The organism is Roseivivax sp. GX 12232 (assembly GCF_021272185.1).
Taxonomy (GTDB): Bacteria; Pseudomonadota; Alphaproteobacteria; order Rhodobacterales; family Rhodobacteraceae; genus Roseivivax.
In genome coordinates this window covers 218674-242323 of the sequence record NZ_JAJSEC010000005.1, presented here as the reverse complement: position 1 = coordinate 242323, position 23650 = coordinate 218674, and the positions used below count along the sequence as shown (strand labels likewise).

Sequence of the window (23650 nt, the reverse complement as noted above, 5' to 3'; positions counted from 1 at the left end):
CCGGAAATCCTCCGGAAAACCCGCCTGAGAACCCCCCGGAGAATCCTCCGAAGACCCCGCCGAAGCCAAAGGTCCCCGAGGTGCCGCGCGTGGAGCACACAGTGGTCTGTGAGCCGACACCCCAAGGGATGGTGGTCAAGTTCACCCACAACGTGGAGCACCGGTTTTACAAAGAGGGGAAGAAGTTTTGCCATAAGCTGCACCCTCAGAGGCCGATTGTCGCGAAGTGCGTCACACAGGGAGACGAGCACTTCATCAGCCTCAGTGAGAGCGTGTCAGCTCGAGCGCAGAAGTCGCTCAATCGGTTTTGCCTATGCCTATGGGGGCTCGACTAAAAGTCGCGAGGCCTGGTCAATAAGTTCTTGCAATAAAGGCAAAAACTGCGACTATTGTGAAGTGACAGCAAGATGTTGACTCACGCCCCCAAAAGTCCCCGCTGCCTTGTACCCTCTCGGCAGCGGGGCATTTTTTTTGTCGCGTACGAAGTTGGAAATGGGCTGCGTTGTTGCGCGGTCCTGGGCATTCCGGCTGCATTGGGACGGTGGCACATCGCGCCACTAAGTTTGGCTGCGCGCTTAGAGCCACCGTCCCTGGGTGCAAATCAACTATAAATTGCATTCTGGCGTATTTAAAGTGAAACTTTCAAAGATCATCTACTATAGGTTGTTCGCCCTGAGAGCCGGATTGGCGCACAACTTGGCCGTCGCAGTTCCAGATGACCTACACCCCACGATCTGGTCCGTTCGAAACTGAGGTTTTCCTGTAAGTGGTCTGCCCCGTGAAAACTGGAGCGTTTGAAGCTGGAGTTTTCGGATAATCTTTCGTGGCTGGGAGAGGGCCGGAAACGCATGCAGGCATCGAAATCTACGGAGGCGCAGAAGGCGTTCACCCTGAAGTTCGCTCGACCTCCCACAAAAGTTCGCTTGCGGCCCGAAGCAGTCATCTGTGGTTTCTGCAGCGAATGACTGCTCCCCGCCCTTACTCGCTATTGCTTCGCAGCCGGAGCAATGCTCCGCATCCCGCCCTCTAAGACCTTGATCGCCGCCAACCCCCAACTGAATTCGTTGCCGGTCACACCACAGTTGCCGCAGCGATGATCACGCCGCAATCAGGTGGTCGCTTCAGGGACGTCCTGTTGTCAACGAGCCCTCAGTCGGCGCCGGGTCGAAACAGATGTGTCTGCTCGGGGCGGAAGGTCAAACTCACTTCGCGTCCGCGCTCGAACATCGCGTCTTCGGAGAGCGCGGCGATGAGCGAGCTGCCATCGGTGAGCTCCAGATCGACGACGGTCTCCGAGCCGAGCCTCTCGGTCAAGGTCACCTTGCCATGCAGCTTGCCCTCGGAGGGATCGAGAGACGGGGACAGGTACTGGGGCCGCAATCCGAGCGTGAGTTTTTCGCCCGCCCTCAGCCCGTCGACCTGACACGGCAGCTCGATCGGGTCGAGTGCGGGGTTGGTCACAACCGCGGTGCCTGCGCGCGCCTCGGCCACCTCGACCTCGATCAGGTTCATCGAAGGTGCGCCGAGAAACTTCGCGACAAAGAGATTGGCGGGGTTGTGGTACAGATCCATCGGCGCGCCGACCTGTTGCACCTCACCGTCCTTGAGCACGACGATCTTGTCGGCCAGCGTCATCGCTTCGACCTGGTCGTGGGTCACGTAGACCATCGTTGTCTTCAGCTCCTTGTGCAGCCGGCCAATCTCCATCCGCATGTCCATCCGGAGGGCCGCGTCGAGGTTTGAGAGCGGTTCGTCGAACAGGAAAACCTCCGGTTTCCTGGTGATCGCCCGGCCGATGGCGACGCGCTGGCGCTGGCCGCCGGACAGCTGGCTGGGCCGACGATCAAGCAGATGTTCCATCTGCAGGATACGTGCCGCTTCCTGAACGGCGGCCTCCTTTTCGGCCTTCTGGGCTCTGGCAACGGTCAAGCCGAAACCGATGTTCTCGCGCACGGTCATATGCGGGAAGATCGCGTAGCTCTGGAACACCATGGCGATGCCGCGTTCCTTCGGCTGCACTTCGTTCACCACACGCCCGCCGATTTCGAGCGCGCCATCGGAGATCGTCTCCAGTCCCGCGATCATCCGAAGCAAGGTGGACTTGCCGCAGCCGGAGGGGCCGACGAAGACGACGAACTCGCCATCTTCGATCTCAAGGTCGATGCCCTTGATCACTTCCGTCGCGCCATAGCGCTTTCGGATATCCTTCAGTTTCACGGTCGCCATGTCAGTCCTCCCCCTCGGAAGCCTCGATATGCAGCAGTCCCTCGGCGTCGGTTTTCAGCGGAACCGGGTCCATCACGTAGCCACCGAAAGTCTTCTTGTCGCCGTCTCGGAAGCCCATCAGCACTGGCCCGGTATCCCTCATCAGCACCTGGGCCGCGTAGCGGTAGCAGGGCAGGGCGCCGTCGAGGAAACCCGGGGCCACACGCCATGGACCGCGCGGGCTATCGCCCATGAGATAGTGGTTGCCCGTGACCGGCGCGGTGCCGGAATTGGCCCGGCGCTCCTCGGACCAATGCTCGGCCGCGGTGCAGAACAGGCAGTACCAGCGCCCCTCGATTTCAAAGACTTGCGGCACTTCGAGCTGGCCATAGCCTCCGACGAAAACCGGCGGCTGCAGCGTCCACTCATAGAGGTCAGGCGACGTGGCAAAGCCGATGGCGCCACCGGCATTGGCCTCCGCGATGCCCGGAGCGCGAGCGGTGAAATACATCAGCCAGCCATCGCACTCCGGGTCCTTCATCACGAAGGGATCGCGCATTGCCCGGTCGTGCCAATGGCCGACCGCGTGTTCGCGCTCATAATGCGCGGCGTTCGGTCCTTCCATGTCGAGGCAGAGGCCGGTGCCGACCCGTTCCCAGCTGTGCATGTCCGTCGACGTGGCATGACCGATGCGTTGGTAGAGACCCTTTTCCGCCGAGCCGCCGCCGGTGTAGAACAGATGCCAAAGCCCGTCGGGCCCCTGAACCACCGATCCTGTCCAGGTCGTGGTGTCGTCGAAGGCAGGGCCTTCGGAGGGCGCGAGGCAAGTGCCAAGATGCTCCCAGTTCACCAGGTCATTGGAAATCGCATGGCCCTGGCTGACGTTGAAGTGCCGCAGCTCGGGGTCGCCAAGGGATTTGTTCGCCTTGAGGAAATACCCGTGCCAGCGCTGTCCGTCGTGGGTGTACCAGCTGTCCCAGATCCATTGGTTTTCGAGTGCGAGGGTCATGCGGTGTCCTTGCGAATTGGTGGTGTCAGCCCTTCACGCCGGTCGAGGCGATCGAGGAAATGAAGGCGCGTTGTAGTACGAAGTAGAAGGCGAGCACCGGCAGGGTGATCAGCGACAGGTAGGCCATGATCTCGCCCCAGGCGCGGTTGAGCTGGAAGAAGTACTGGAGACCCACCATGACCGGTCGGTATCCTTCGTCCTGAACCACCATCAGCGGCCAGAGGTACTGGTTGTACATCACCAGGAATTTCAGGATTGCCGCGGTCGCCAGCACAGGCCCCGAGAGCGGCATGACGATGCGCCGGTAAATCATCCACCAACTCGCGCCCTCGACCCGGGACGCCTCAATGAGCTCGCGCGGCAGGTCGCGGAAATATTGCACGAAGAGGAAGATCGTCAGACCGTCCGATACGAAGGGCAGGATCTGCACCCTGTAGCTGTTGAGCCAGCCAGTGCTGATCCCGTCAAACCCGATCCAGGGCAGCTGGTTGACGATCAGAAGCAGCGGGATGGCGATGGTTTCGAACGGCACGATCAGCGTGGCGAGGATGATCGAAAGCAGGAGCCCCGAGCCGCGCCATTCGAGGAAGACGAAGGCGAAGGCCGCGAGCGAGCAGACCAGAAGCGACAGCAGCACGGTCACACCCGTCACCAGCACGGAGTTGAAGATGAACAGCCCCACCGGCGCGCGCTGGAAGGCGGCGGCGTAGTTGTCGAGGCTGATGTCGCCCACCGGCAGGAAGGCCCGCAGGCTGCCGGTGTCGGACAGGAGCTGCTGGTCCGGCTTGAGCGAGCTCACCACCATGAAGACCAGCGGGAAGATGAAGATCACGGCGATCAGCACCAGCACCGCGTAGCGGGCGGCCAGGCGCAGGCCGCGATTGGATGGATCTATCTGGGCCATTAGTCCCGCTCCCGCGTCAGGTATCGCTGGATCAGCGAGATGGTGAGAACGAGCAGGAACAGGAGCACCGAGATTGTCGAGCCGCCCGAGATGTCCTGCTTGCCGTAGCCGCGTTCCACGGCCTGGAAGACGATGGTCTGCGTGCTGTCGAGCGGCCCGCCGCCGGTCATCACGTCGATTTGGGCGAACAGTGCGAAGGCCTGCATGGTGATCACGATCAGGACCAGCACGGCGGTGTTCCTGAGCCCGGGCCAGGTCACGTAGCGAAAGGTCTGCCAGCGCGAGGCGCCTTCGATATCGGCCGCCTCGTAGAGCGTCGGGCTGATTGTCTGGAGCCCGGCGAGCCATATCACCATGTGAAAGCCGACGGCCTGCCAGATTGACATCGCCATGATTGACGGAAGGGCCGTTCCGGGATTTCCAAGCCAATCGACCGGCTGGAAGGCGCCGAAGGTGAGGGTCTCGAGCAGGTTGTTCAGAAGCCCGTCATTGCCATCATAGATGAACCGCCAAAGCAGGGAGACCACGACGATCGAGACCACGACCGGCATGAAGTAGATCGTGCGGAAGACGTTGATGCCTCGGAGCCGCTGATTGATCAGCAGCGCCAATACCAGCGCCAGCCCCGCTTGAACCGGCGCCACAACCGCGACGAAGGTGACCGTGTTGACCACCGCCTTCATGAAGACGACGTCGCGCGCCAGCACCACCACGCGGTTCTCGCCCCACGGCCAGCCCATCCATTCGCGCATGCCGTCGAGATGGGCATAGTCTGGATTGCCGCGGGTGAAGTTGCGCAGCCTCGGGTATTCGATCGCGCCGTCCTCGTCGCGGATCACAGCGCCCGCCTCGTCGCGCTCGGGTTCGAGTGTGAGGACGCCGAGACCCATGAGTTGGCGGTAGTTGTCGAAGCCCACCCACTCGGTCGGATTGGGCGAGATCAGCCGTTGGTTGGTGAAGCTGAGCGCGAAGGCAAAGAAGAACGGCAGGATGATGAAGACGGCGATCAGCCCGAAGCCCGGCAGCGCCATCGCCCATCCGGCCCGGTTCGATTGCGTCAGTCTGGAGCGGGACATGGATCACCTCGCAGCTTGGTCCGGCCCCCTCACGAGGAGAGGGGCCGGAGAGAGGATCAGTGGCCGTAGCCCTGGTTGCGCTCGATGTCGGCGTCGATCTCGTCCACCGCCGCGTCGAGGGTGTCGATCACGTCGGCGCCATTGGCGATATCGGCCAGAGCCTTCTCGAAAACCTTGGCGGCGACCACGTAGCCCGGCGTCACCGGCCGCAGCTGCGCTTGCTGCTCCGAGAGTTCGTAGAAGACCGCCATCGGGCCGCCCTCCTGGTAGTTCTCGGTCATCTCGGCAGCGCTCTCGGTCGGCGGGATCAGCCCGATGCCATTCGAGAAGGCGGCAAGATACTCGTCCTGCAGCGCAAACTCGATGAAGGCCGCGGCACCCTCGGGATGCTCCGAGGTTGCCGAAACCCCGAACTGCCAGCTGGCCGCGCCGATCACCGGGCCGTTGCCGAAGTCGGGCGCGGGCAGGAACAGCGTGTCATCACCGTATTCGTTGAGGATGTTCAGCGCGGCCCAATTGCCGTTCCAGCTGATCGCGTATTTGCCCTCGACGAAGCCGTTGTCGCGATCGGCGGGGTCCTGGCTGGTGCCGGGCACGAGCTCGCGTTCGAACAGCGATTGCCACCATTCGCCGAATTCAACGGCCGCATCGCCGTTGAGCGCGCGCTCGGCAGTGTCGTAGGTCTCGCGGTCGACGATGTCGCCGCCGAAGCTTTGCAGGAACGGGCTGAAGGCATAGGGATACCACTCGCCGGTCCAGGCCATGCCGAGGTCGAGGGGATAGGCGAACTCGCCGCTTTCCTTGATCTTCATCAGTGCGGCGTCGAACTCCTCCAGCGTCCAGGGCTTGTCGAGCGTTGGCACGCGGATATCGAATTTCTCGAGGTAGCTCTCGCGTGTCACCATCGCGACGGCGGCATCCCAGAGGCCGATGGAATAGAGTTCGCCGTTCCACTCGCCCTTCGTGCCGGGCAGGAAGCCCTCAATGGCGCTTTCGTCGATCGGCAGCGGCTGCAGGTAGCCCGACCAGGCCCAGTTCGCCATCACGGGGCCGTCCACGTCGAGGATGTCCGGCAGATTGCCCGCCAGAGCCGCGGCGATCACGCTGTCGTTGTAGCTGCCCTGTGGAAAGGATTGCAGCTTCACGTCCCAGTCGTCCTGGCTCTGGTTGAAGTCGCTGACGATACGATCCATGATCTCGCTTTCGACCTCATTGCCGGCGCCGTGGTACCACATGCTCAGCTCGGTCTGCGCCGCCGCGCCGGAGGCGAGGGCGCTTGCAAGGATCGTGCCTGCCATCAGGTTCGTTCTGGTCATCTTCGGGTCTCCTCCCTTTTGGATGTCAGTTTTGGGTGACGGATTGCCGCCAGCAGACCGGGCCGCCGATCCGCTCGACGTCAGCCGAAGCGGGCTCCCCTGCAATCAGCGACAGCAGACGGCGCGCAGCGGCTTCGCCGATGCCGTGATAGTTCAGGTCTGCCGTGGTGAGCGGCGGGTACAATGTCTCGGAAATGACGCGATAATCGTCGTAGCCCGCGACGGAGATTTCTTGCGGCACGCGGATGCCGCGGTCGCGCAGCTCTCCATAAAGCCGGAGCGCCAATTCATCGTTGCCACAGCAGATCACCGTGGGCCGATCGTCCAGTGACAGCAGCCGGTCGAGTGCCGAGGCAATGAAGGGCCGGGGCCCCTTTCCGTGGTCGGCGAAGCCCTCGGACACCAGCGCCGGGTCATAGGGAATTCCGGCGGCCTCAAGTGCCTCGCGATAGCCCTGGCTGCGGAGTTCCGTGGCGATCATGCCCTCCGTCAGTGTGAGATAGGCAATCCGGCGATGACCTGAGGCGATCACGCGCTCGACCAGCGCCCTCTGGCCGGCCCGGTCGTCGGGAAGCACCGCGGGTGTTCCGGCATCATCAAAACAGTTGGCGAGCACCAGCGGCATGCCGCTCGCATCGAGTGTTTCAATCCGCTGGTGGTGGTCGGCCACATAAATGAGACCCTCGACCCGATGCTGCGCGAAGGTCTCGATCAACGCCCCCGCCCGGTTCTCCTCGTCTCCGGTGTCGGCGATCATCAAGGTCAATCCGGCCTCGGCAACCACGCGCTGGATCGCCTGGACGATGAAAAGGTCTGGCAGGCCGGACGGGCCGGAGGCTCCGTCGCCGCGCGAGATCGCGCCGGTGATCAGGCCAATCAGCCCCGACCGGCTCGAACGCATCGTCCGTGCGGCTCGCGAGGGGCGGTATTCGAGCTCGCGGATGGCTGCCTCGACCGCCTCGCGGGTCTTGGGGCCAACCGGCGCATCGCCATTGATCACGCGGGATACCGTCTTGGGTGAGACCCCGGCCTTTTTCGCGACATCGTAGATCGTAGCCACAGCCTTCCTCCCTCGGAGCGCTCGGTCAGAGCGACTCATGACATCGGTGTCATGACATCGATGTCATAACAGTGCGATTTCCGCCCGGTCAAGCCCTGCCTTAATCCGCATATCCGCGAGCCCAAAAGCTCACTTCGACCTGTCCTGACCCGCTCGCGGTCGGCGGCGTTGCACGGCCTTGCGCGCCTGCGAGTGGGCCTTCAATCCGGCCGAACGGATTGCGGATCCGAACGCCGCTCCCAATGTGCCGGTCGAAGAGGCGCCCGAGCGGATCGAAGCTCGCGGACCCCGTCTCCATGCCGACGGCGAGGCGGGATATCGGTAGGGGGCTCTGAAGCGTTGAGCGGCCATCAGAGCCGTGACTTATGGCCGATGCCTCCGTCGGTTTTCCCCTCGCCGGGGCCGCCAGGCCGTCCGGAGGGCCAGGTGTCGAGGTAGCGCCGCACATTGAGGATGCCGTCGAGGCCGCCCTCGACCATCAGTTCGATCGCGGCCTGCCCGCCGAAGATCTCGCCGCAATGCGTCCCTTTGAGCCATGTCATCGACTCGGCAACGACCGGGAAAGAATTCCCAGCCGCTTGTGAATGCCGAGAATGCCCGAGATGCGGGTCAGAGTGTCGAGCGACAGCGACAAGGGCGCGTTTGCACGGGCCTTTTTCAGCCATGCGTAATAGCTCGCGTTCGATGGCTCGCCGAGAAGAGCCACGCGGTCTCACGTGCGGATGCCGTAACGATCGCAGATGGCCAGGAAAGCCCGCAGGCTTCGGCCGCTCACACGCCGGCGCGCCGCTGCGTCTATCTTATGACACACGGGTTCCGTGTCAGCCTGCTTGGGAAGATGGAGAGAGCTCACGTCTGGCCTCCGGTATGAACCGGATGTTTGGCCCAATTCCGATTAGTCGGCAAAAGAACGCGCCGGCCAAGCACTATCCCGGTGGTTCTCCGGCCTGTCATCGTCGGGCAAGCGGAAAAGTCCGACATCCGGCCGGCCAGTGCGGGACAGCACACCTGGATGCCAGAAGATATTGAAGAGGTCGCAGGTGCCGTGATTCCAGATCCGGTCCACGTGGGTCCCGTCACAGTGGTGCATTTAGCGCGCACCTGGAACCGGGGTGGTGGTGACGTCCGGCCATACCCCCAATACAGCGGTCGGCCGGATGACGAACGCTTCTCCAGGACACGCCGTCGTTGCCTTCGGCGCGGAGCGCCACGCTCGCGACCGGTGAGGGTCCGCAGCTCACCGGATCCTGGAGGCCGGGACCAGCATCGATACCATCAAGATCACCGCCCTCTCAGCAATCGAAGGCTTCGCGATTTTCGGCCGTCATGGCGCACAATGCCCACCCTGAGGAGGACCGGAGGGGCACCAAGTGAGCCGAGGTTCGTGTTGTCGGCAAACCTGGGTCGAGAGATGTCATTTCCGTCTCGTCCGCGCGGAAACCATGTCCTGGGAAACAGGAGATGCCCGTGTTGCCTTTCACCAGATTCCATGCCGCCACCCTCAAGGACCTGCACGACTGGTCGACCCTATCGCGCAACGAAGTGGGCCCCTTCCTCGCCCGCTTCGGTATCGAGCCTCTCGGGCCCAAATACCCGATCCTGCGGGTCTACAAGCACCTCCTGGGCCTGTCGCCTCAAAGTAATGCGGACGACGCGATCCTGGGCGCTGGCCTGGTGAGGGTCACCACGGTGGCAGGCTGGCTCGGCACCTCAGCGGAGAGGCTGCTGAGCCGACTGCGAACCCACAACAACGGTTTCCCGCCACTCTATGCCTTTGGCCCCCATAGGCATCTTCTGCTAAAGGGTCAGGTCGCGCAGATGTTCGCGAGCCCGAAGAACGGCTTCGCGCCTCTCAAACCGGTTGCGGGACATGCCATGCCCGCCTCACGCTTGGCGCGACACTTCGATGTCCCGCAATCCCGGATCGACGTCCTGCTTGCCGATCCGACCAACCTGCCGGCGCGCGTAATCACAGAAGGGCGCACGCGCTTCATCGTATCAGATGTGGCCCACTGGCTTTCGGGCCGCGGCGAAAATGTCGCCTCCACAAGCGCGACATCACAGCGGGCGCAACCGGCAGCTGATCAGCCAACTGTCCCTAAGACAGACAACCGCGGCGGCCTCTTTGCCAGTGCAGCGGCGCAGGCTGCCGGCGGGTCGCGTCCGCCGCGTTCCTGCACACGATCCGCCTCCGATGCACAGAGAGGCGATGGCCTGCACAGGAACCCGCCCGAGGCGAAACTCTCGGGAGCATAAGGCACCGCTAAGTCGTCATAAATTTCGCCTCGAGTGCACATTTTCCCTTCGGATGCACGCGACGCGACCAATCTCCCTAACAAGCCGGACGAAAGGATTTCCAATGGTCGCCACGACTTCGACGCCGCCGCCGCACCCGATGATCCCTTCGGCCATGACTGCCCTGTCGGTTCGCATCCTGCCTTGGCGCGGCCCGGGCTCCGAACCCGACGCCGACTGACACCAATGATCACGGCCGACCGCGAGGGCGGCACCTCTCCAGACAGCAAGGAACATCGAATGGGAGTTTTCTCCACCGCCTCTAAAGCCGCGATGGCCGCGGCAGTGCCATCGCCCAACACGATGCAGACCGTCTTCGACGAAACCCCGGAAGGCACAGAGCGCACACGCGTCGCGCGCCTGGGCGAATACTTCTCTGCGCCCCTGTCGGCCCTCGATGGCGCCGGCGTGGATCTCGTGACGTGGTTCGAGGCGAATTTTCCGCACCCGAAAATTCTTGGTGCCCAGCCCCTGCCTGGCGCTGCGCGGGCTTTCTGGTCGAGCAGGACAGCCTATGCCAAGTGGCGAGAGGTGGTTCACCGCCGGATCCGGACCACGCTGGGCCTGGTCGAGGCCCAGAAGGCCGTGCGGGCGCGGGTTGATGCCTGGACCCCATTCCTTTCGCTGCTTGAAAGCCTGTCGAAAGATCACGGGCCGGTGCATCCCGGGACCTTCGGCGCGATCCGATCCCTTTCCGATCGGGCGCGGACGGCCGAACTCGACCCGCTCGATCTGACACCGGATCAGGTTCCGGCTTTCTTGGAGGCCCTGCCGGTCCACGAGCGCGGCAGCTCCATGACCGCACTCAAGGCGCTTGATCGGCTCAAGCGCTTTCCGCAGATCGCGGGTCATCTGCCGAGTGATTACGATACGGCCTATCTCCTGCCGCCGTCCCGCAGTGTCGTTCCCAAGGAGATCCGCAGGAAGATCGCGGAAATGGTCAAGGTCGCGCGCTTCGATCACAGCACCTATGATGATGTTTCCGAGAGCTGCACCGAGAATTTCAACGAGCAGACAGCCCAGACCTACCACGCCGCCTTTGTGACCCTTGCCCGGGCCGCAAAGGAGAGCGGGCAGGTGGATCTGGCGTCCCTGGATAGCCTCAGCCCGCTTTTCAAGAAAAAGAACCGGATCGAGGCCATTCGATCCCTGATCGACCGGGCGGAGACAGACGCAGGGTTCAGCCTCCGGACCGCGGCTGATTACGTGCGCATTGTCGCGCAGATCGGCGAGGCGAACGGTTTCAAGATGAAGGGATGGCGCCGGTCTCTGAAAAAGAACCCGGCTCTGAAGGAGGGCCATGCTGCTGGGGAAAAGATGTCGCCGAAAAACCAGGAATTCTGCGAGCGCCTGATCCACAATCCCAGCGATGTGCGCACTTTCCTGCGCCAGCATGTGCTCTACCAGGAACGGGCTCAGGACATCCTCGCGACAGACAAACCAATTCCGAAGGAGAAACTCCGCACCGCGCGCCGCCTCGCGACCTGTGCCGCCTTTTCTACTCTTGAGATCCGCGGCGCCGGCCTGCGCAAAGGCAGTGCTCTGGCCGCGCAATGCGAGGGCGCCCAACAGAATTTCTTCCGCAAGACATCGGGCGGCAAGAAGCTATTCGAGCTGCGGCTCGCACGGAAAGACATGAAAGGCGGGTATGTTGAAATGCCACCGATCCACGTCCGGGACGACAAGTATTGCGGCTACGAGGTGCTCGACTGGTATCTGACAACTGCTCGACCTCTTTTCGACTACGCCAACCCGGAGTTCTGTGAAAAGGAAAAATTCGCAAGAGCCACGCATCTGTTCGTCGCAGAGAAATCGGCGCGTCCACTCGGCGGAGCCACGTTCTATAATTGGATGATCCGGAGCAGCGCGGAGATCGGCCTGCCGATGTTCCCGCACAACTTCCGCCACGGTTTCGCAACCCTGCTGCTCGCGCGGTCCTGGAGCAACCGGGGCAGGGCCGCCGCCTACCTTGGCTGTTCGGTCGGAGTGCTCGACACCTATTATGGGTGGATCGACAAGCGTCAGAAGCTCGAGGAGGTGCAGGACCTCCTCGCGGAGGCCATGTCCGGACTATGACCCGCCACGTGATCCTCGCGAAGCCACAATGGCAACCGCATGCGACCTCTCCTGTCCTGCTCGCCATGCCGCTGGCAGAGTTGCAGGCGCTCGACAGCCTGATCGAGTTCATGACCGAACATGGTTGCACGAACCTCGGGCAAAGCGACTGCCAGGTCTGGGCGCGCTTAAACGAGGGCGCGGCATCTCTCGCGCTCGCGATCACCGCGATGGAGAACACCGACGGGCCAGACGCTGCCCCGCTGGACGTCCTGAGGAAGGCGCAGAACGCGCTCTCCGCCTGCGAGGATTTCAGGGGTGTCCCTCGAGAGACCCGCCGCAAGTACACCCGGTCGATCTCGCTCCACCTCGAGGATCTCCCGGACGACTGGCGCCATCATCTGGCCCACATCCGAGATCGGATCGACGACGGCGAGATCAAGCTGGCGCCGGATATCTACGAACGCATGACACGCAAGATCTGCCAGTACGGGTGGTTCCTCCAGCAGGCAGGGTCAGCCCTCGACTTCGACATCCCGTCGCTGAGAGACTTCTACACCTACGAGACGACACGGATCTCCAACAGAGGGTCACCCCTCAGCTTGGCGACCGTCGTTGCGACGATGAGCGATCTCCGGGATTTCCTCCGCTTCTCCCGTGCCTATCCGAAGCGCCTTTCCAAAGAGATGGGCCGGTTGCTCCGGAAACTGCGGGAGCGGGAAGCCGAAGAGACATCTCGGAAATTTGCCGCGCTTGCCGCGATCGACATCACGACCATTCATCCTCGGGCTCAGGCGATCCTGGACGCGGTTGCGCGGTACCCCAACCCCGCGCAGCGCCTCATCCAGCGCAACCGGGCCCTCGCCATCGCGGTGCCGCCGCTTACACCGCTCCGGCGGGAATGGCACGATCTGCGGTTCGGCAGGGATCTGGTCTGGACCGAGGGTCGCTACCGCCTGCGCGACTACAAACTGCGCAAGACACGCCACCGACTCGGGCGCGAGACCTACCCGGGCTCGGTGCATCCCGACGTCCAGCATTTCGTCGATGCAAGGCTGCTGCAGGATGATGACCCGAGATACCTCGATGCCCTGCGCGCCGCGGCGGAAGAGCAGGAATGGCCGCTCTTCCAACACCCCGATGGCTCGTTCGTCTCTGCGAACTATGTCTCGCAGGTCTGGTCGTCCGAGTTCGGGACAGGGGCTCACATCTGCCGCTCCATCGTCTACGACGTGGTCTTTGCGATCAGTGAAGAGGCGACCCTGGCCGGGATGCTGCTCAACGATCACACGTCGCGACAGGCACGCAAGAAATACACCGGCGACAGGGCAAAGCAGGCGGCGCTCGCCGCAGCCGGGCAGGAACTCAACGATATCGCCGCAAAATTCGGCCTGTGAGTAGCCGACGGACCCCGCTAATCCTCGTCCTCGCCCTCATCAGAGGCCCAGACGAGTTCGCCGTTCGCATCGAGACCTACGCCGAGCCCGAGCTGGCGGCGCCGCGCGAAGAAGGCCTCCTCCTTTTCGCCGGGCTCACCCATCAACCTGGTGAACTCGTTTACCCTGACCGTATCTTCGCCATCCGGTAGCTCTGCTGGATCGATCTTCGCCTGTGAGGCTGCGGCGATGCGGGCAGGGTTAGGTTTTCTGGAGCCTGTCATGGCGGTCTGCCTGAATGGTCTCTGGGCTATGATATCGCGACATCGTGGCTCCGCCTATTCTCCAAGGGCGATGGGGCTTCAGCTTGGCTGATGCCGCTCTTGCCGGCGGTGCCCTATTGGGCGTCCTCATCGTCGTTCTCGCCGAATAGGATCGCCATCATCTGCTGGACCTTGAGGGCGGTTGCCGCTGCAGGTCATTGATCTCGTCTTGACGGCTGCTCGTGCCCAGCCATGAGAGCGTCTCGAGCACCGGGACACCCGCCATTACGTGCAACGATCCTCCCGGTTCGACTTGGAGCCACTCACGGGAGAGGATCTCATCAACACAGGCAGCTCGAGGTCCGATTTCCGAATGCACGGGTTTTCTGTTTCGTCGCGGCCTCTGCCGGCCAACATCCTGCCTATCAAGAGGCTGGCGAAGGAAATGCCATGGATGGGATCGAAGATCACGGCTACTGGCTCGGCTGTGTCGAGCTGTTGCTGCGCGAAGAGAACCCGGATCTCCCGCATTTGCGGCTGATCGGTCAAGCCCACTATGGCCCCGGTTACCAAGTCGCATTCATCGACCTTCTTGGTGTCGACAATGACCGGGACAGGCGGCGGTCGCTCCGAACGCGCGCGGGCGTCTTGCTGGGGCGGTTGGGCGTGCCGGTCGCTGCGTACCCTGGGTGCGATGTCTACGATTTCGAGCCGGTGCGCCCGACATCGATGCATGAACGTCTGCAGATGATGATGCGGATGCGGGGTGTTCTGCAGAGCTATGCGAGCTCGGCGTCAGGCGCGCGCAAAAAAGACCCAAGGATAAGGGGGTAGGGCGCGACCGCCCGGCAAGGCCGGTTGCGCCCTACTGGGGCACTGGACCGGCCTCAGGAATGATCGACGGGTCGCTTCATCGCGGTCCTGAAAGTTCGGCATGGCGTCGATCTTGTCCAGGAAAGGACCGATCATGAACCAGATCAACACATCCCTCGAGGACCTCCTTGTGGCGGCCTGTGGCGACGCCCGGGCCCTCTCCGAGGGCCTTCAGGCCACCTATGTTGGCAGCAGGGCCAGCGACGCTCACGCTGTTCGTCGCTGCATCTCCGGTCTTGAGACGGGAGACCTCCTGCGATCAGACCTCGATGGCAGTCTGGCCGAGCTGCGGCGGCGCCTGCAGAGTGCTCTCGTCGAAGAGACGATCGACACCGAGACCTATTTCGACGGCTATTTCGACCCGGACTTCGGCGATGTCGGCACCGTCCGCGAGATTCCTATCCTCACCGACCACGGTCACGCGCTGGCGGCGCTTTTCGAGCGGCTCGAGGCCCTGATCGAGCTGCGCCAAGAGGCGCGCGACTTGCTGCGCGCAGAGCGCCTGCTGGTGAGCCTCATGTAGGGCGCATTCGTGCGGCGGCGTCGAGGCCGCCGCACGGGCCTCGCCCCAGATTCCTCATGGTCGGCCCGTCGAGACGCTTGGGGCAGATCCAACCAGCATCAAATCTGAGTGCCTTGGCCCAAGAGAGGCGTCTCAGAACCCCACGATGCCACCGAGAACCAGGAGCGGAAGGAGGCCGAGGAAGATGTCCATATCGGCCCCGTCCTCGCCGCCATCGCCGCCGCCATCGCCACCCTCAGAACTCCCGTGGTCTGTCTCGACCACTTCGGCAGGGGCGGGATCGTCAATCATCAGTTCCTCAAAGAGCGAGGGGTCTTCCGAAGCGCCGGCGGCGGCCATGACCGGCGCGAAGTCTTCGGTGGGCTCGACGCCGGAGAGGGTGATCTCAAGGATCTCGCCTGGCGCCAGCGTTGCGGTGATCACGCCATCTTCGAGCACCTCTTCCTCCGGCAGGAGTTCCAGGCGGGCTTGGGAGTCGGTGTCCCCCGGAGCGTCCCCTTCGGCGACGCCGAGCTGGCGCGCGCTGACGGCTTGTTGGTCGACGACCAGCCCGGAGATATCGATCTTGGTGGTCTGGGTTTCGACACGGCTGGTGGAGGCGATGTAGAAGACGATGTCCTCGGCATCGGTGAAGCCGTGCACGTCGATCCCGTCCAGGCGATATTCGGTCTCCCTGTCGTCGGGTAGGAAATCGATGGCGGTCTTGCCGGGAAGGCTTTCCGACATCATCGCGAACATCTCTCCCGGTGCGGTCGGGTCGTCGTGTTCGGTCTCGCCCGAAAGGGCATTGCGGGTGTTCTGAATGAGAGGCCAGACATGGGCGGCATCAACGCCGGTGTCGAGGAAGACCTCGAGCATGTTGAGCATCTCGTGCGCCTGGTAGAGCCCGTAGTCCTCGGTGCGATCGAGCGCCTCGGTCGTGGATTTCTGGTTCCACTCGGTGACGTGGATTTCGAGGTCGGGGTCGACCTCGTGCCAGGTGTTCTCGATCTGGGTGATGTCGTTGTAGCGCGAGTTCTCGATCTCCGGGGCCTTGGAGAAGACGTGGGCCGTGACCCCATCGACCTCTTCCAGCGCGCCGGCATCCTCGAACCCCTGGATGACGATCTCGTTGTTGACGAGCTGCCAGTTGATCCGGCCGCTGCTCGAGACGGCCTCCTCGGCCGTCAGCTCGAGCCCGTAGGTCTCGTTGAGGTCGGCGAGGATCTCCTCGTTGGAAAGCCCGGCATAGTCGTCCTCGAGATCGGCGTGATCGTAGTTCTGCCCCATCTGCACGATGATGTCGGTGTCGACCGGCGTTCCGGTCTCCTCCGCGATGCGCGCGAGCTCGTCGTCGATGATCTCGGTCATCTCGGCGGCCAGGCGGCCGTATTCGGCCGAGTTCATCCGCCCGGCCCCCCAGTATTCGTTGCCGATCTCGAAGGCGGCGATGGTGGCATCCCCGTATTCCCCGGTCACGGTATCGCGCACGAAATCGCGCAGTTCCGCCTCGTCGATCTCCGGCAGGCGATTGCCGAGCTCGTCGAGTTCGGTCTCGGACAGCGCGGTGCGGGTCGGGATGACCAGGGTGACCGGCTGTCCGGTCGCCGCGGCGTAGCCCATCAGGTCAGAGATCGGCATGAAGTCGATCTCCTCGCCGGTCTCGTTGTCGGTGACGAGGGTCGCGTCGGGGTCGCCGATGTCGAAATAGGCCTCGGTCAGGGAGCCGCCCGGATAGCGCAGAGCGCTGACGCCGAGCTCTTCGATGGCCTCCGCATAAGAGCCCGGGCCCGTCATCGCGGCGCGGGGAGCAAGAATATTGGCGCCGAAATGCGCGCCGGTTGCGGCATGGCCGTCCAAGGAAGCCGGCAAGGGAAGCGCGGTCATATTAGACATCCGATGCTGGTGGGGCAGAATCTTGACCGGTCCCCAATACCGTCGCGAGGGATGACCCGGTTTGGGCGAAACTCGGGCAAAAGGATGGCGGCGTCGGTCTCGATCACCGCGCATTTGGAGAGAGCCGGCCTTGCGGCGCGGTTTCAGCGGGGGATTTCACGCCGTGCCAGCTGACCTGAGCCCCGTTTATTCCTCCAGTTCGAGGCACCGTCGCGAACCGCCAGCCTACCGGAGGGCCTCACCTGATCCGGTTCAGGTTCCGGGGTGAGACCGCTTGTCCGGATTGTTGAATGAATCCCGGACCAGGGACGAGGGCAAGACCAGGCGGGTGTCATAATCCATAAGACCGGGTGGCGCTGCCTCTCCGGCAGAACCTCCTCCGATCATTCAAATAATGCGCCGCACTCGGAAGGAGAGCCTGGGTGCGTGCGCGTCCCGAAACACGCCTCCGGCAAGCCGCGGCGACAGCGAAGGCGGGACCGCAGCACTTGCTTCGCGGTCGCTTCCTTGCGATATCCGAGTAAATCAATAGGGAATCCCCGGGGTCGAGTTTGCACCTGCAAGCCTCGGGCCAGGACCCTTGATCGGAGACCGCATGTCGCAGGACCAGGGCCCACCTCCGGAGCCGGATAAAGCCGTCGCGCTGTCGCAGGGCCCGGCGCGCCTGAGCGCCCAGGGGATCCGGGGCGGCTACGGGCGGGGCGATGTCGTGAAAGGGGTCGATTTCCGGGCGCGGGAGGGGGCCGTCACCATCCTCGTCGGTCCGAACGGCTGCGGAAAGTCCACCCTGCTGAAGCTGCTGTCGCGGCTTCTCCAGCCGCGGGAAGGCAGCGTTTTGCTCGACGGCACACCCCTTCGGGACATCCCGACGCGCCGGGTCGCGCAGCGGCTGGCGCTGTTGCCGCAGGGGCCGGTCGCACCGGAAGGGCTGACCGTGCGCGAATTGGTGGCGCAGGGGCGATTTCCGCATCATTCCCTCGTGCGGCAGTGGTCGCGCGACGATGCCCGGGCGGTCGAGGCGGCCATGGCCTCGGCGGGCGTCACCGAATTCGCCGCGCAGCGCGTGGACGAGCTCTCCGGGGGGCAGCGCCAGCGGTGCTGGATCGCCATGGTGCTGGCCCAGGAGACCGAGATCCTGCTGCTCGACGAGCCGACCACCTTTCTCGATCTCAAGGTCCAGTTCGACCTCATGCAGCTCCTGCGCGACATCGCACATCGAAGCGGCCGCACGCTGGTCGTGGTCATGCACGAGCTGAACGTGGCGGCGACCTTCGCCGATCACCTCGTGATGATGCGGGATGGCGTGGTCGTCGCCGACGGTCCGGTGCGCGAGGTCTTCACCTCCGGCAATCTCGCCCGGGTCTTCGACCTCGACGCCAATATCCTGACCGACCCGGAGACCGGCCGGCCCATCTGCGTGCCGCGCCTCGCGACCGACCGGGCTCTGGCCGCGGAATGACGGCGACCGGGACATATGGCGCGCCCTCCCGGGCGCTGGGCGTCGCGCTGGCCCTCGCCGCGCTGACGCTGGCCTTCGGCTGGCACATCGCCCTGGGCGCCAAGACGATCCCGCTGGAGACCGTCCTGCAGGCCCTGCTCGCGCCGGACCCCACCGACTTCGACCACATGGTCGTTCGCGACTTGAGGTTGCCGCGCGCGGTCTTCGCGGTGCTGGTCGGGGCCGCGCTGGCGGTGGCGGGCGCCCTGATGCAGGGCGTGACGCAGAACCCGCTGGCCGAGCCGGGGCTGCTGGGACTGCTGGCCGGGGCGAGCTTCGCCGTGGTCATGGCGATTGGCGTCTTCGGCCTTGCCGGGACGATCTGGCTACCGCCGATCGCCGCGGGCGGGGCGCTGGCGGCGACCTTGGCGGTCTGGGCGATTGCCTCCTCGGCCCCCGGCGGCGCGAGCCCGCTGACGCTGGTCCTGTCGGGGGCCGCGGTCTCGGCCTTTCTCGCCGCCCTGGTCGCCATGGCCAATCTGATCGACGAGGACAGTTTCGAGAACCTGCGGGTCTGGTTGACCGGAACCCTCGCGGGCCGCTCGAAGGATGTCATGTTCTGGACCCTGCCATGGCTCCTGGCCGGGCTGGGCGTCAGCCTTGCCGTGGCCCGCCAGATCACCGCGCTGGCGATGGGAGACGCGACCGCGACAGGGCTTGGGGTGAGTGTCGTGCGCCTCAAGGCCCTGGTGCTTTTTGCGGTCGTGGCCCTGACGGCCTCGGCGGTGGCGATTGCCGGGCCGATGGGCTTTGTCGGCCTCATCGTGCCGCATGTCGTGCGGGTCACCCTGGGGCATGACTACCGGGTGATCGTGCCGTTTTCGGCGCTGTTCGGCGCGACCTTTCTCCTGGTCGCGGATATCGCGGCGCGGATGGCGCTGGCGCCGGTCGAGGTCTCGACCGGCATCGTGACGGCCCTGCTCGGTGCGCCGGTCTTCATCTGGCTGGTGAGGATGCGCCTGTGACCGAGGTGGTCTGGCAAAGGCTCGACGGGCCGGTCACCTTCCGGCTGCCGCTGCGCGGGCTCATGATCCTCGCGGCGCTTCTGATCGGCTGTCTGACCGTGCTGGCGGTGAGCCTCATGAGCGGCAGCTACCCGATCGGCCTGCCCGGCGTGCTGTCGACGCTCGCCGGGCAGCCGCCGTCCGAGACGGCCCGCACGGTGGTCTGGGAGTTCCGCTTTCCCCGGACCCTCGCGGCGCTCGCGACCGGGGCTCTCTTCGCCCTCTCGGGGGCCATTCTGCAGACCGTCACGCGCAACCCGCTGGCGGATCCCTCGCTGGTCGGGGTGAGCCAGGGCGCCAGCCTGGCGGTCGTGGCCACGATGGTGCTCTTTCCCGCGGTGGGCCTCGCCTGGCGCCCGCTCTTGGCCTTCGGAGGGGCGCTCTCGGTCGCCGCGCTGATCCAGTGGATCGCGATGCGCCGCAGCGGCGGCGCGACGATGCGCTTCATCCTGACCGGGATCGGGGTGGCGGCCTTTCTGTCCGCGGCGACCAACGCCTTGCTGACCTACGGCGATATCGAGCGCGCACTGGCGGCGCTGGGCTGGCTCGCGGGCTCCGTGCATGCCGCCGGCTGGGGGGAGGTCCGGTTCCTCGGCTGGTGCCTTGTCGGGCTCTTGCCGGTCCTGGTCTGGGCGGCACGCCCCATGGCGGCGCTGCGGTTCGGGCCAGAGCTCGCGACCGGTCTTGGCGTCGCCGTGCGGCGGGACCGCATGGTGCTGATCGCCCTCTCCGTCGCGCTCGCGGCGGTTGCCGTGGCGGCGGTCGGCCCGCTGGGCTTCGTGGGTCTTGTCGCGCCGCATATGCCGCGGCGCCTCGCGCGAACGGGCTGCGGCCTGCATCTTGCGCTTTCGGCCGCGATCGGGGCGCTGATGGTCGGCCTGGCCGATTTCGCCGGGCGGTCGCTCTTTGCGCCGGTGCAGATTCCGGCCGGCCTGCTGACCGCCGTGATCGGCGTGCCGATCTTCGTCTGGTTGATCTTGAGACGCCAGGCACAAAGCCAGCTCTGACGTCGTGCCGCGGCACGCCGTCAAGCCAGCCAACCACCCATCATTTCAGGGGGAACGCCGATGTTCCGCCAGCGCAACCGCTGTCCGCGGGCGCGCTGTGAACAGCGGGTCCCGAGAACGCAAGAGGAGACATGCCATGAAGATTTTCCCCAGCCTCGCCTTTGTCGCCGCGGTCGCCCTTGGCGGCGCCACGCTTGCCCAGGAGGTGCGGACCGTCACCGACGACACCGGCACCGAGGTCACGATCCCGACCGAGCCCAAGCGGATCGTCAGCCTGCACGACTCGGTGCTGACCGTGCCGCTGATCGAGCTTGGCGCGATGCCCGTCGGCAGCCACGGGCGCGGCACCTCGGAAGAGAATGCCTTCATCCGTGCCAGCGCCACGGTCAACGGCGTCGATTTCGACACCTCCGACATTCAATGGGTCGGCAATCTGCCGGCCGATATCGAACGCATCGCGGCGCTCGAGCCCGATCTCATCCTGACCACGCAGTGGCAACGCGCGGACGTGGCGCGGCTGCGCCAGATCGCGCCGACGGTGCTGCTGGATTATACGAAGCGGTCGGATTTCGACCTCTACGCCATGCTGGCGGATCTGACCGGGACGGAGGACCGGATGGCGCGTCTCGAGCGGCGATACGACGACCAGATCGCGCGCATTCGCTATGTGATCGACACCGAAACCATCACCGTTTCGACCCTTCATGTGCGCGACGGAGGGTTCTTCGCCTTCAACCCCTACGGCAACATCGGCAAGGTGCTGGTCGACGCCGGCTTCCAGCGTCCGGCGGCGATCGAGGCGATCCCCGAGGGCGAGCGCATCGACATCAGCGCCGAGCGCATCCAGGATTTCGACGGCGATTTCATCCTGACCACCTATCGCTCGACCGCCGGAGACACGCCGGCGGATCTCACGACCTATGCCGAGGCCGTGCTGCCGAGCTGGTGCGACGCGCTGCACGCCTGCCGGACCGGCCAGATGTTCCACCTCTCCCGGGCGGAAGCCAGCGCAACCTCCTATACCGCGCTCGGTCAGACGGCCTATGCGATCCTGTCGATCCTCGGCGGCCGCGAGTTTGAGCCCTTCGAGGAGCGGTGAGCAAGGATGTCAGTGCCGAACGCCACGACGATCCCGGTCGTCGCAGCCCTCTGTGACGCTCTCCTCTTTGGTGTCCTGCCGGGCGGCCTCGCGACGGTCCGCGCCGGTCTGACCGCCGCCGGGGCGCCTGTCCCCGCACATGGAAGGGTGGGTCGATGAGCTTTGACGACCGGCGCCTGATGCACCCCGAGGAGGCGCGCTTCTGCACCGAGCACAGCTTTGCCTCGGGGGAACCCCTTGCCGGCTGGGGCGCCCACCAGGCGCGGAACATCCTGATCCGCTGGCCGAAGGCGCGCTGGCGCCATTCTCTGCGCATCGCCGACGGGATGCAGGGCGAGATCGCCGCCGCCATCGAGCGCGTCTTCGAGGCGGGCTGGCGCGTCAACCTGATCGACCGGAAGTCCGAGACCGGCGCGCAGATCCGCGTCTACCTGATGCCCGAGGCCCTGGCCTTCGACCTGGCCCCGGAGGCGCTCGTGCCGTTCCTCGCGGCGGTTCCGCGGGGGCGCGAGGCGCTGGCGGCCTTCGCGCCGTCGCAGGCCGAGGCGCCGCTTGTCCTCTGCTGCACGCATGGCAAGCACGACCGCTGCTGCGCGAAATGGGGCTTTGCGGTCTACAAGGCCCTGGCCGCCGAGGCCCGGCGGCGCGGCGGGTTCGATGTCTGGGAATGCACGCACCTCGGGGGATGCCGCTTGTCGGCGGGCGTCCTGACCATGCCGGGGATGCGCAAATACGGCCGCCTCGCGCCGCGCGATGGTCCGGCGCTCCTCGCCGCGGAAGCGGAGGGGCGGCCTTACCTGCCGTGCTACCGCGGGGCGGCCCATCTGACGCCGCCCGAACAGGTCGCCGAAGTCACGGCGCTTAAGCGGCTGGCGCCCATGGCCCGCGGTCCGATCGAGGTGGACTGGATCGGCGAAGAGGGCGCGGCGCGGATCTACAGAGTGCGGGCCGCGAACCACGTGGTCCAGGTCCGATGCACGCCCGGCGAGGTGCGGGCCTACGGGGCCTGCGATGATCTGAAGGCCGCCGAACCGCTTGACCCCAAAACCATCTGGCACGGGGAAATCCTGACCGCCGGCACCTCAGAACACTCATGAGACAGATCCTGCGCGCAGCACGTTTTGCAGCTCACGGCGGTGGACCCGAATAGACGACGGGACACCCCAAAGCCTTGAAACGACAAGGGGCGGCCCCGGGGCCGCCCCTTCCGTCCCTGTCCCCGGTAGCGGCGTTCACTCGACGCCGTAGATCTCCGCGATGTCGTCCAGCATCTCCTGGGCGGCCAGCACGCCGCCGGCGGTGTTCCAGGTGCCGTCGTTCACCTCGTGCACGCGGCCCGCCTGCACGGCGGAGAGGGATTGCCAGAGGGGGTCCTCCAGAACCTCCGCGCGCATCGCCGCGCCTTCGCCGTTGCCGGACTCATAGGTGAAGTAGAAGATGCGGTCGCCGTCCATGTCGGGGATGCTCTCCTTGCCGGTTCGGATCGCAAAGTCCTCGACGTTCTGGTTTTCCGGCCGGTCGAAGCCCAGGTCCTGCAGCACCACGCCCGAGAAGCTGTCGAGCTGGTAAATGCGGATCTGGCCGGCGAGGAAGCGGATGACCGAGACCTCCTCGTCGAGCGCCGCGCCGAGGGACCCGCTCAGACCGTCGACCCTGGCATCGTAGTCGGCGATCACCTCTTCCGCGTCGCCGGTCAGACCCAGCGCCTCGGCGTAGAGGCGGAAGTTGACCTTCCAGTCGCCGCGCAGGCGTTCGGACAGGACCGTGGGCGCGACGGCGGTGAGCTGCGGATAGATTTCCTCGTGCCGCTGCTTGTTGCCGAGGATCAGGTCGGGCTGCAGCGCGGCGACAAGCTCGAGGTTCACGGCGCTTTCCATGCCGACCGGCTCGGCCGCGCCCATCTGCTCCTCGATGTGGTCCCACCAGGGGTCGCCGTTCCAGCTGTTGGCGGCGCCGACGGGCGTGACGCCCAGGGCAAGCAGGGCTTCGGTGCCCTCGTTGGTCAGCACGACGACGCGTTGCGGGTCGTCGGGGACCTCGATCGTGCCCATGGAGTCGGTGACCTCCCGGGCAAAGCCCGGCGTGGCGGCGAGGAGGCCGGCCAATGCGGCGGCCAGCAGAGGGCGTTCAGGTTTCATGCGGATGTCCTTCCTGTGGTGTCGTGTCAGTCTACGGGCGTGTCCGGAACCTCGGTCTGACCCATGGCGTGACC

The 23650-nt window shown here is 64.9% G+C and carries 21 protein-coding genes; 10 read left to right on the top strand and 11 right to left on the bottom strand.

All coding sequences use genetic code 11. The features are described from left to right. Positions 1-1149: 1149 nt before the first annotated feature. From LR948_RS11180 to LR948_RS11145, 8 genes are all read right to left on the bottom strand, one after another. Positions 1150-2226, bottom strand: coding sequence for an ABC transporter ATP-binding protein (locus LR948_RS11180; protein WP_232754100.1), 1077 nt, complete (start codon positions 2224-2226; stop codon positions 1150-1152). 1 nt (position 2227) lies between these two features. Next, on the bottom strand, positions 2228-3214 hold the full coding sequence (locus LR948_RS11175; RefSeq protein WP_232754099.1) for a levansucrase: 987 nt from the start codon (positions 3212-3214) through the stop codon (positions 2228-2230). 25 nt (positions 3215-3239) lie between these two features. Continuing rightward, on the bottom strand, positions 3240-4118 hold the full coding sequence (locus tag LR948_RS11170; RefSeq protein WP_232754098.1) for a carbohydrate ABC transporter permease: 879 nt from the start codon (positions 4116-4118) through the stop codon (positions 3240-3242). Continuing rightward, positions 4118-5194: a carbohydrate ABC transporter permease gene (locus tag LR948_RS11165; protein WP_232754097.1), complete on the bottom strand. Its 1077-nt coding sequence runs from the start codon at positions 5192-5194 to the stop codon at positions 4118-4120. Before LR948_RS11165 ends, LR948_RS11170 begins: the two co-directional genes overlap by 1 nt. A gap of 56 nt (positions 5195-5250) precedes the next feature. After that, the gene (locus tag LR948_RS11160; RefSeq protein ID WP_232754096.1) at positions 5251-6510 is read right to left on the bottom strand and encodes an extracellular solute-binding protein; all 1260 of its coding nucleotides are present in this window, start codon (positions 6508-6510) and stop codon (positions 5251-5253) included. A 25-nt stretch (positions 6511-6535) separates the two neighbouring features. Next, the gene (locus tag LR948_RS11155; RefSeq protein ID WP_232754095.1) at positions 6536-7570 is read right to left on the bottom strand and encodes a LacI family DNA-binding transcriptional regulator; all 1035 of its coding nucleotides are present in this window, start codon (positions 7568-7570) and stop codon (positions 6536-6538) included. Positions 7571-7920: 350 nt separating this feature from the next. After that, the gene (locus tag LR948_RS11150) at positions 7921-8112 is read right to left on the bottom strand and encodes a hypothetical protein (RefSeq protein ID WP_232754094.1); all 192 of its coding nucleotides are present in this window, start codon (positions 8110-8112) and stop codon (positions 7921-7923) included. Further along, entirely contained in the window at positions 8109-8276 is a 168-nt protein-coding gene (locus LR948_RS11145) for a hypothetical protein (RefSeq protein ID WP_232754093.1), read from the bottom strand. The genes LR948_RS11150 and LR948_RS11145 overlap by 4 nt, the downstream gene beginning before the upstream one ends. A gap of 761 nt (positions 8277-9037) precedes the next feature. Here LR948_RS11145 and LR948_RS11140 point away from each other — a divergent pair. From LR948_RS11140 to LR948_RS11130, 3 genes are all read left to right on the top strand, one after another. Next, the gene (locus LR948_RS11140; RefSeq protein ID WP_232754092.1) at positions 9038-9826 is read left to right on the top strand and encodes a hypothetical protein; all 789 of its coding nucleotides are present in this window, start codon (positions 9038-9040) and stop codon (positions 9824-9826) included. A gap of 225 nt (positions 9827-10051) precedes the next feature. Next, entirely contained in the window at positions 10052-11941 is a 1890-nt protein-coding gene (locus LR948_RS11135) for a hypothetical protein (RefSeq protein WP_232754091.1), read from the top strand. Beyond that, the gene (locus LR948_RS11130; RefSeq protein ID WP_232754090.1) at positions 11938-13317 is read left to right on the top strand and encodes a hypothetical protein; all 1380 of its coding nucleotides are present in this window, start codon (positions 11938-11940) and stop codon (positions 13315-13317) included. Before LR948_RS11135 ends, LR948_RS11130 begins: the two co-directional genes overlap by 4 nt. Before the next feature lie 17 nt (positions 13318-13334). Here LR948_RS11130 and LR948_RS11125 read toward each other — a convergent pair whose 3' ends face one another. Continuing rightward, positions 13335-13580 carry a hypothetical protein gene (locus tag LR948_RS11125; RefSeq protein WP_232754089.1) on the bottom strand — a complete coding sequence of 82 codons (246 nt, stop codon included), beginning with the start codon at positions 13578-13580 and terminating at the stop codon, positions 13335-13337. A 429-nt stretch (positions 13581-14009) separates the two neighbouring features. Between LR948_RS11125 and LR948_RS11120 the strand changes: the two genes are divergently transcribed. Further along, positions 14010-14393 carry a hypothetical protein gene (locus LR948_RS11120; protein WP_232754088.1) on the top strand — a complete coding sequence of 128 codons (384 nt, stop codon included), beginning with the start codon at positions 14010-14012 and terminating at the stop codon, positions 14391-14393. Between the two features lie 133 nt (positions 14394-14526). Continuing rightward, positions 14527-14955 carry a hypothetical protein gene (locus LR948_RS11115; protein ID WP_232754087.1) on the top strand — a complete coding sequence of 143 codons (429 nt, stop codon included), beginning with the start codon at positions 14527-14529 and terminating at the stop codon, positions 14953-14955. Positions 14956-15087: 132 nt separating this feature from the next. On the opposite strand, the gene LR948_RS11110 is transcribed toward LR948_RS11115, so the two are convergent. Next, on the bottom strand, positions 15088-16821 hold the full coding sequence (locus LR948_RS11110) for a type I secretion protein (protein WP_232754086.1): 1734 nt from the start codon (positions 16819-16821) through the stop codon (positions 15088-15090). 604 nt (positions 16822-17425) lie between these two features. Here LR948_RS11110 and LR948_RS11105 point away from each other — a divergent pair. The 5 genes from LR948_RS11105 to LR948_RS11085 all read left to right on the top strand — a co-directional run bounded on the left by LR948_RS11105 (position 17426) and on the right by LR948_RS11085 (position 22535). Beyond that, entirely contained in the window at positions 17426-18289 is an 864-nt protein-coding gene (locus tag LR948_RS11105; RefSeq protein ID WP_232754085.1) for an ABC transporter ATP-binding protein, read from the top strand. Beyond that, positions 18286-19293 carry an iron ABC transporter permease gene (locus LR948_RS11100; RefSeq protein WP_232754084.1) on the top strand — a complete coding sequence of 336 codons (1008 nt, stop codon included), beginning with the start codon at positions 18286-18288 and terminating at the stop codon, positions 19291-19293. The genes LR948_RS11105 and LR948_RS11100 overlap by 4 nt, the downstream gene beginning before the upstream one ends. Next, positions 19290-20339 (top strand): iron ABC transporter permease, encoded by a 1050-nt coding sequence (locus LR948_RS11095; RefSeq protein WP_232754083.1) that lies wholly within the window; start codon positions 19290-19292, stop codon positions 20337-20339. Before LR948_RS11100 ends, LR948_RS11095 begins: the two co-directional genes overlap by 4 nt. 136 nt (positions 20340-20475) lie before the next feature. Beyond that, positions 20476-21438, top strand: coding sequence for an ABC transporter substrate-binding protein (locus LR948_RS11090; protein ID WP_232754082.1), 963 nt, complete (start codon positions 20476-20478; stop codon positions 21436-21438). Positions 21439-21593: 155 nt separating this feature from the next. Continuing rightward, positions 21594-22535 (top strand): sucrase ferredoxin, encoded by a 942-nt coding sequence (locus tag LR948_RS11085; RefSeq protein ID WP_232754081.1) that lies wholly within the window; start codon positions 21594-21596, stop codon positions 22533-22535. A 135-nt stretch (positions 22536-22670) separates the two neighbouring features. Here LR948_RS11085 and LR948_RS11080 read toward each other — a convergent pair whose 3' ends face one another. Beyond that, complete coding sequence (locus tag LR948_RS11080; protein ID WP_232754080.1) at positions 22671-23576, bottom strand: ABC transporter substrate-binding protein; 906 nt, start codon at positions 23574-23576, stop codon at positions 22671-22673. Between the last annotated feature and the right edge of the window lie 74 nt (positions 23577-23650).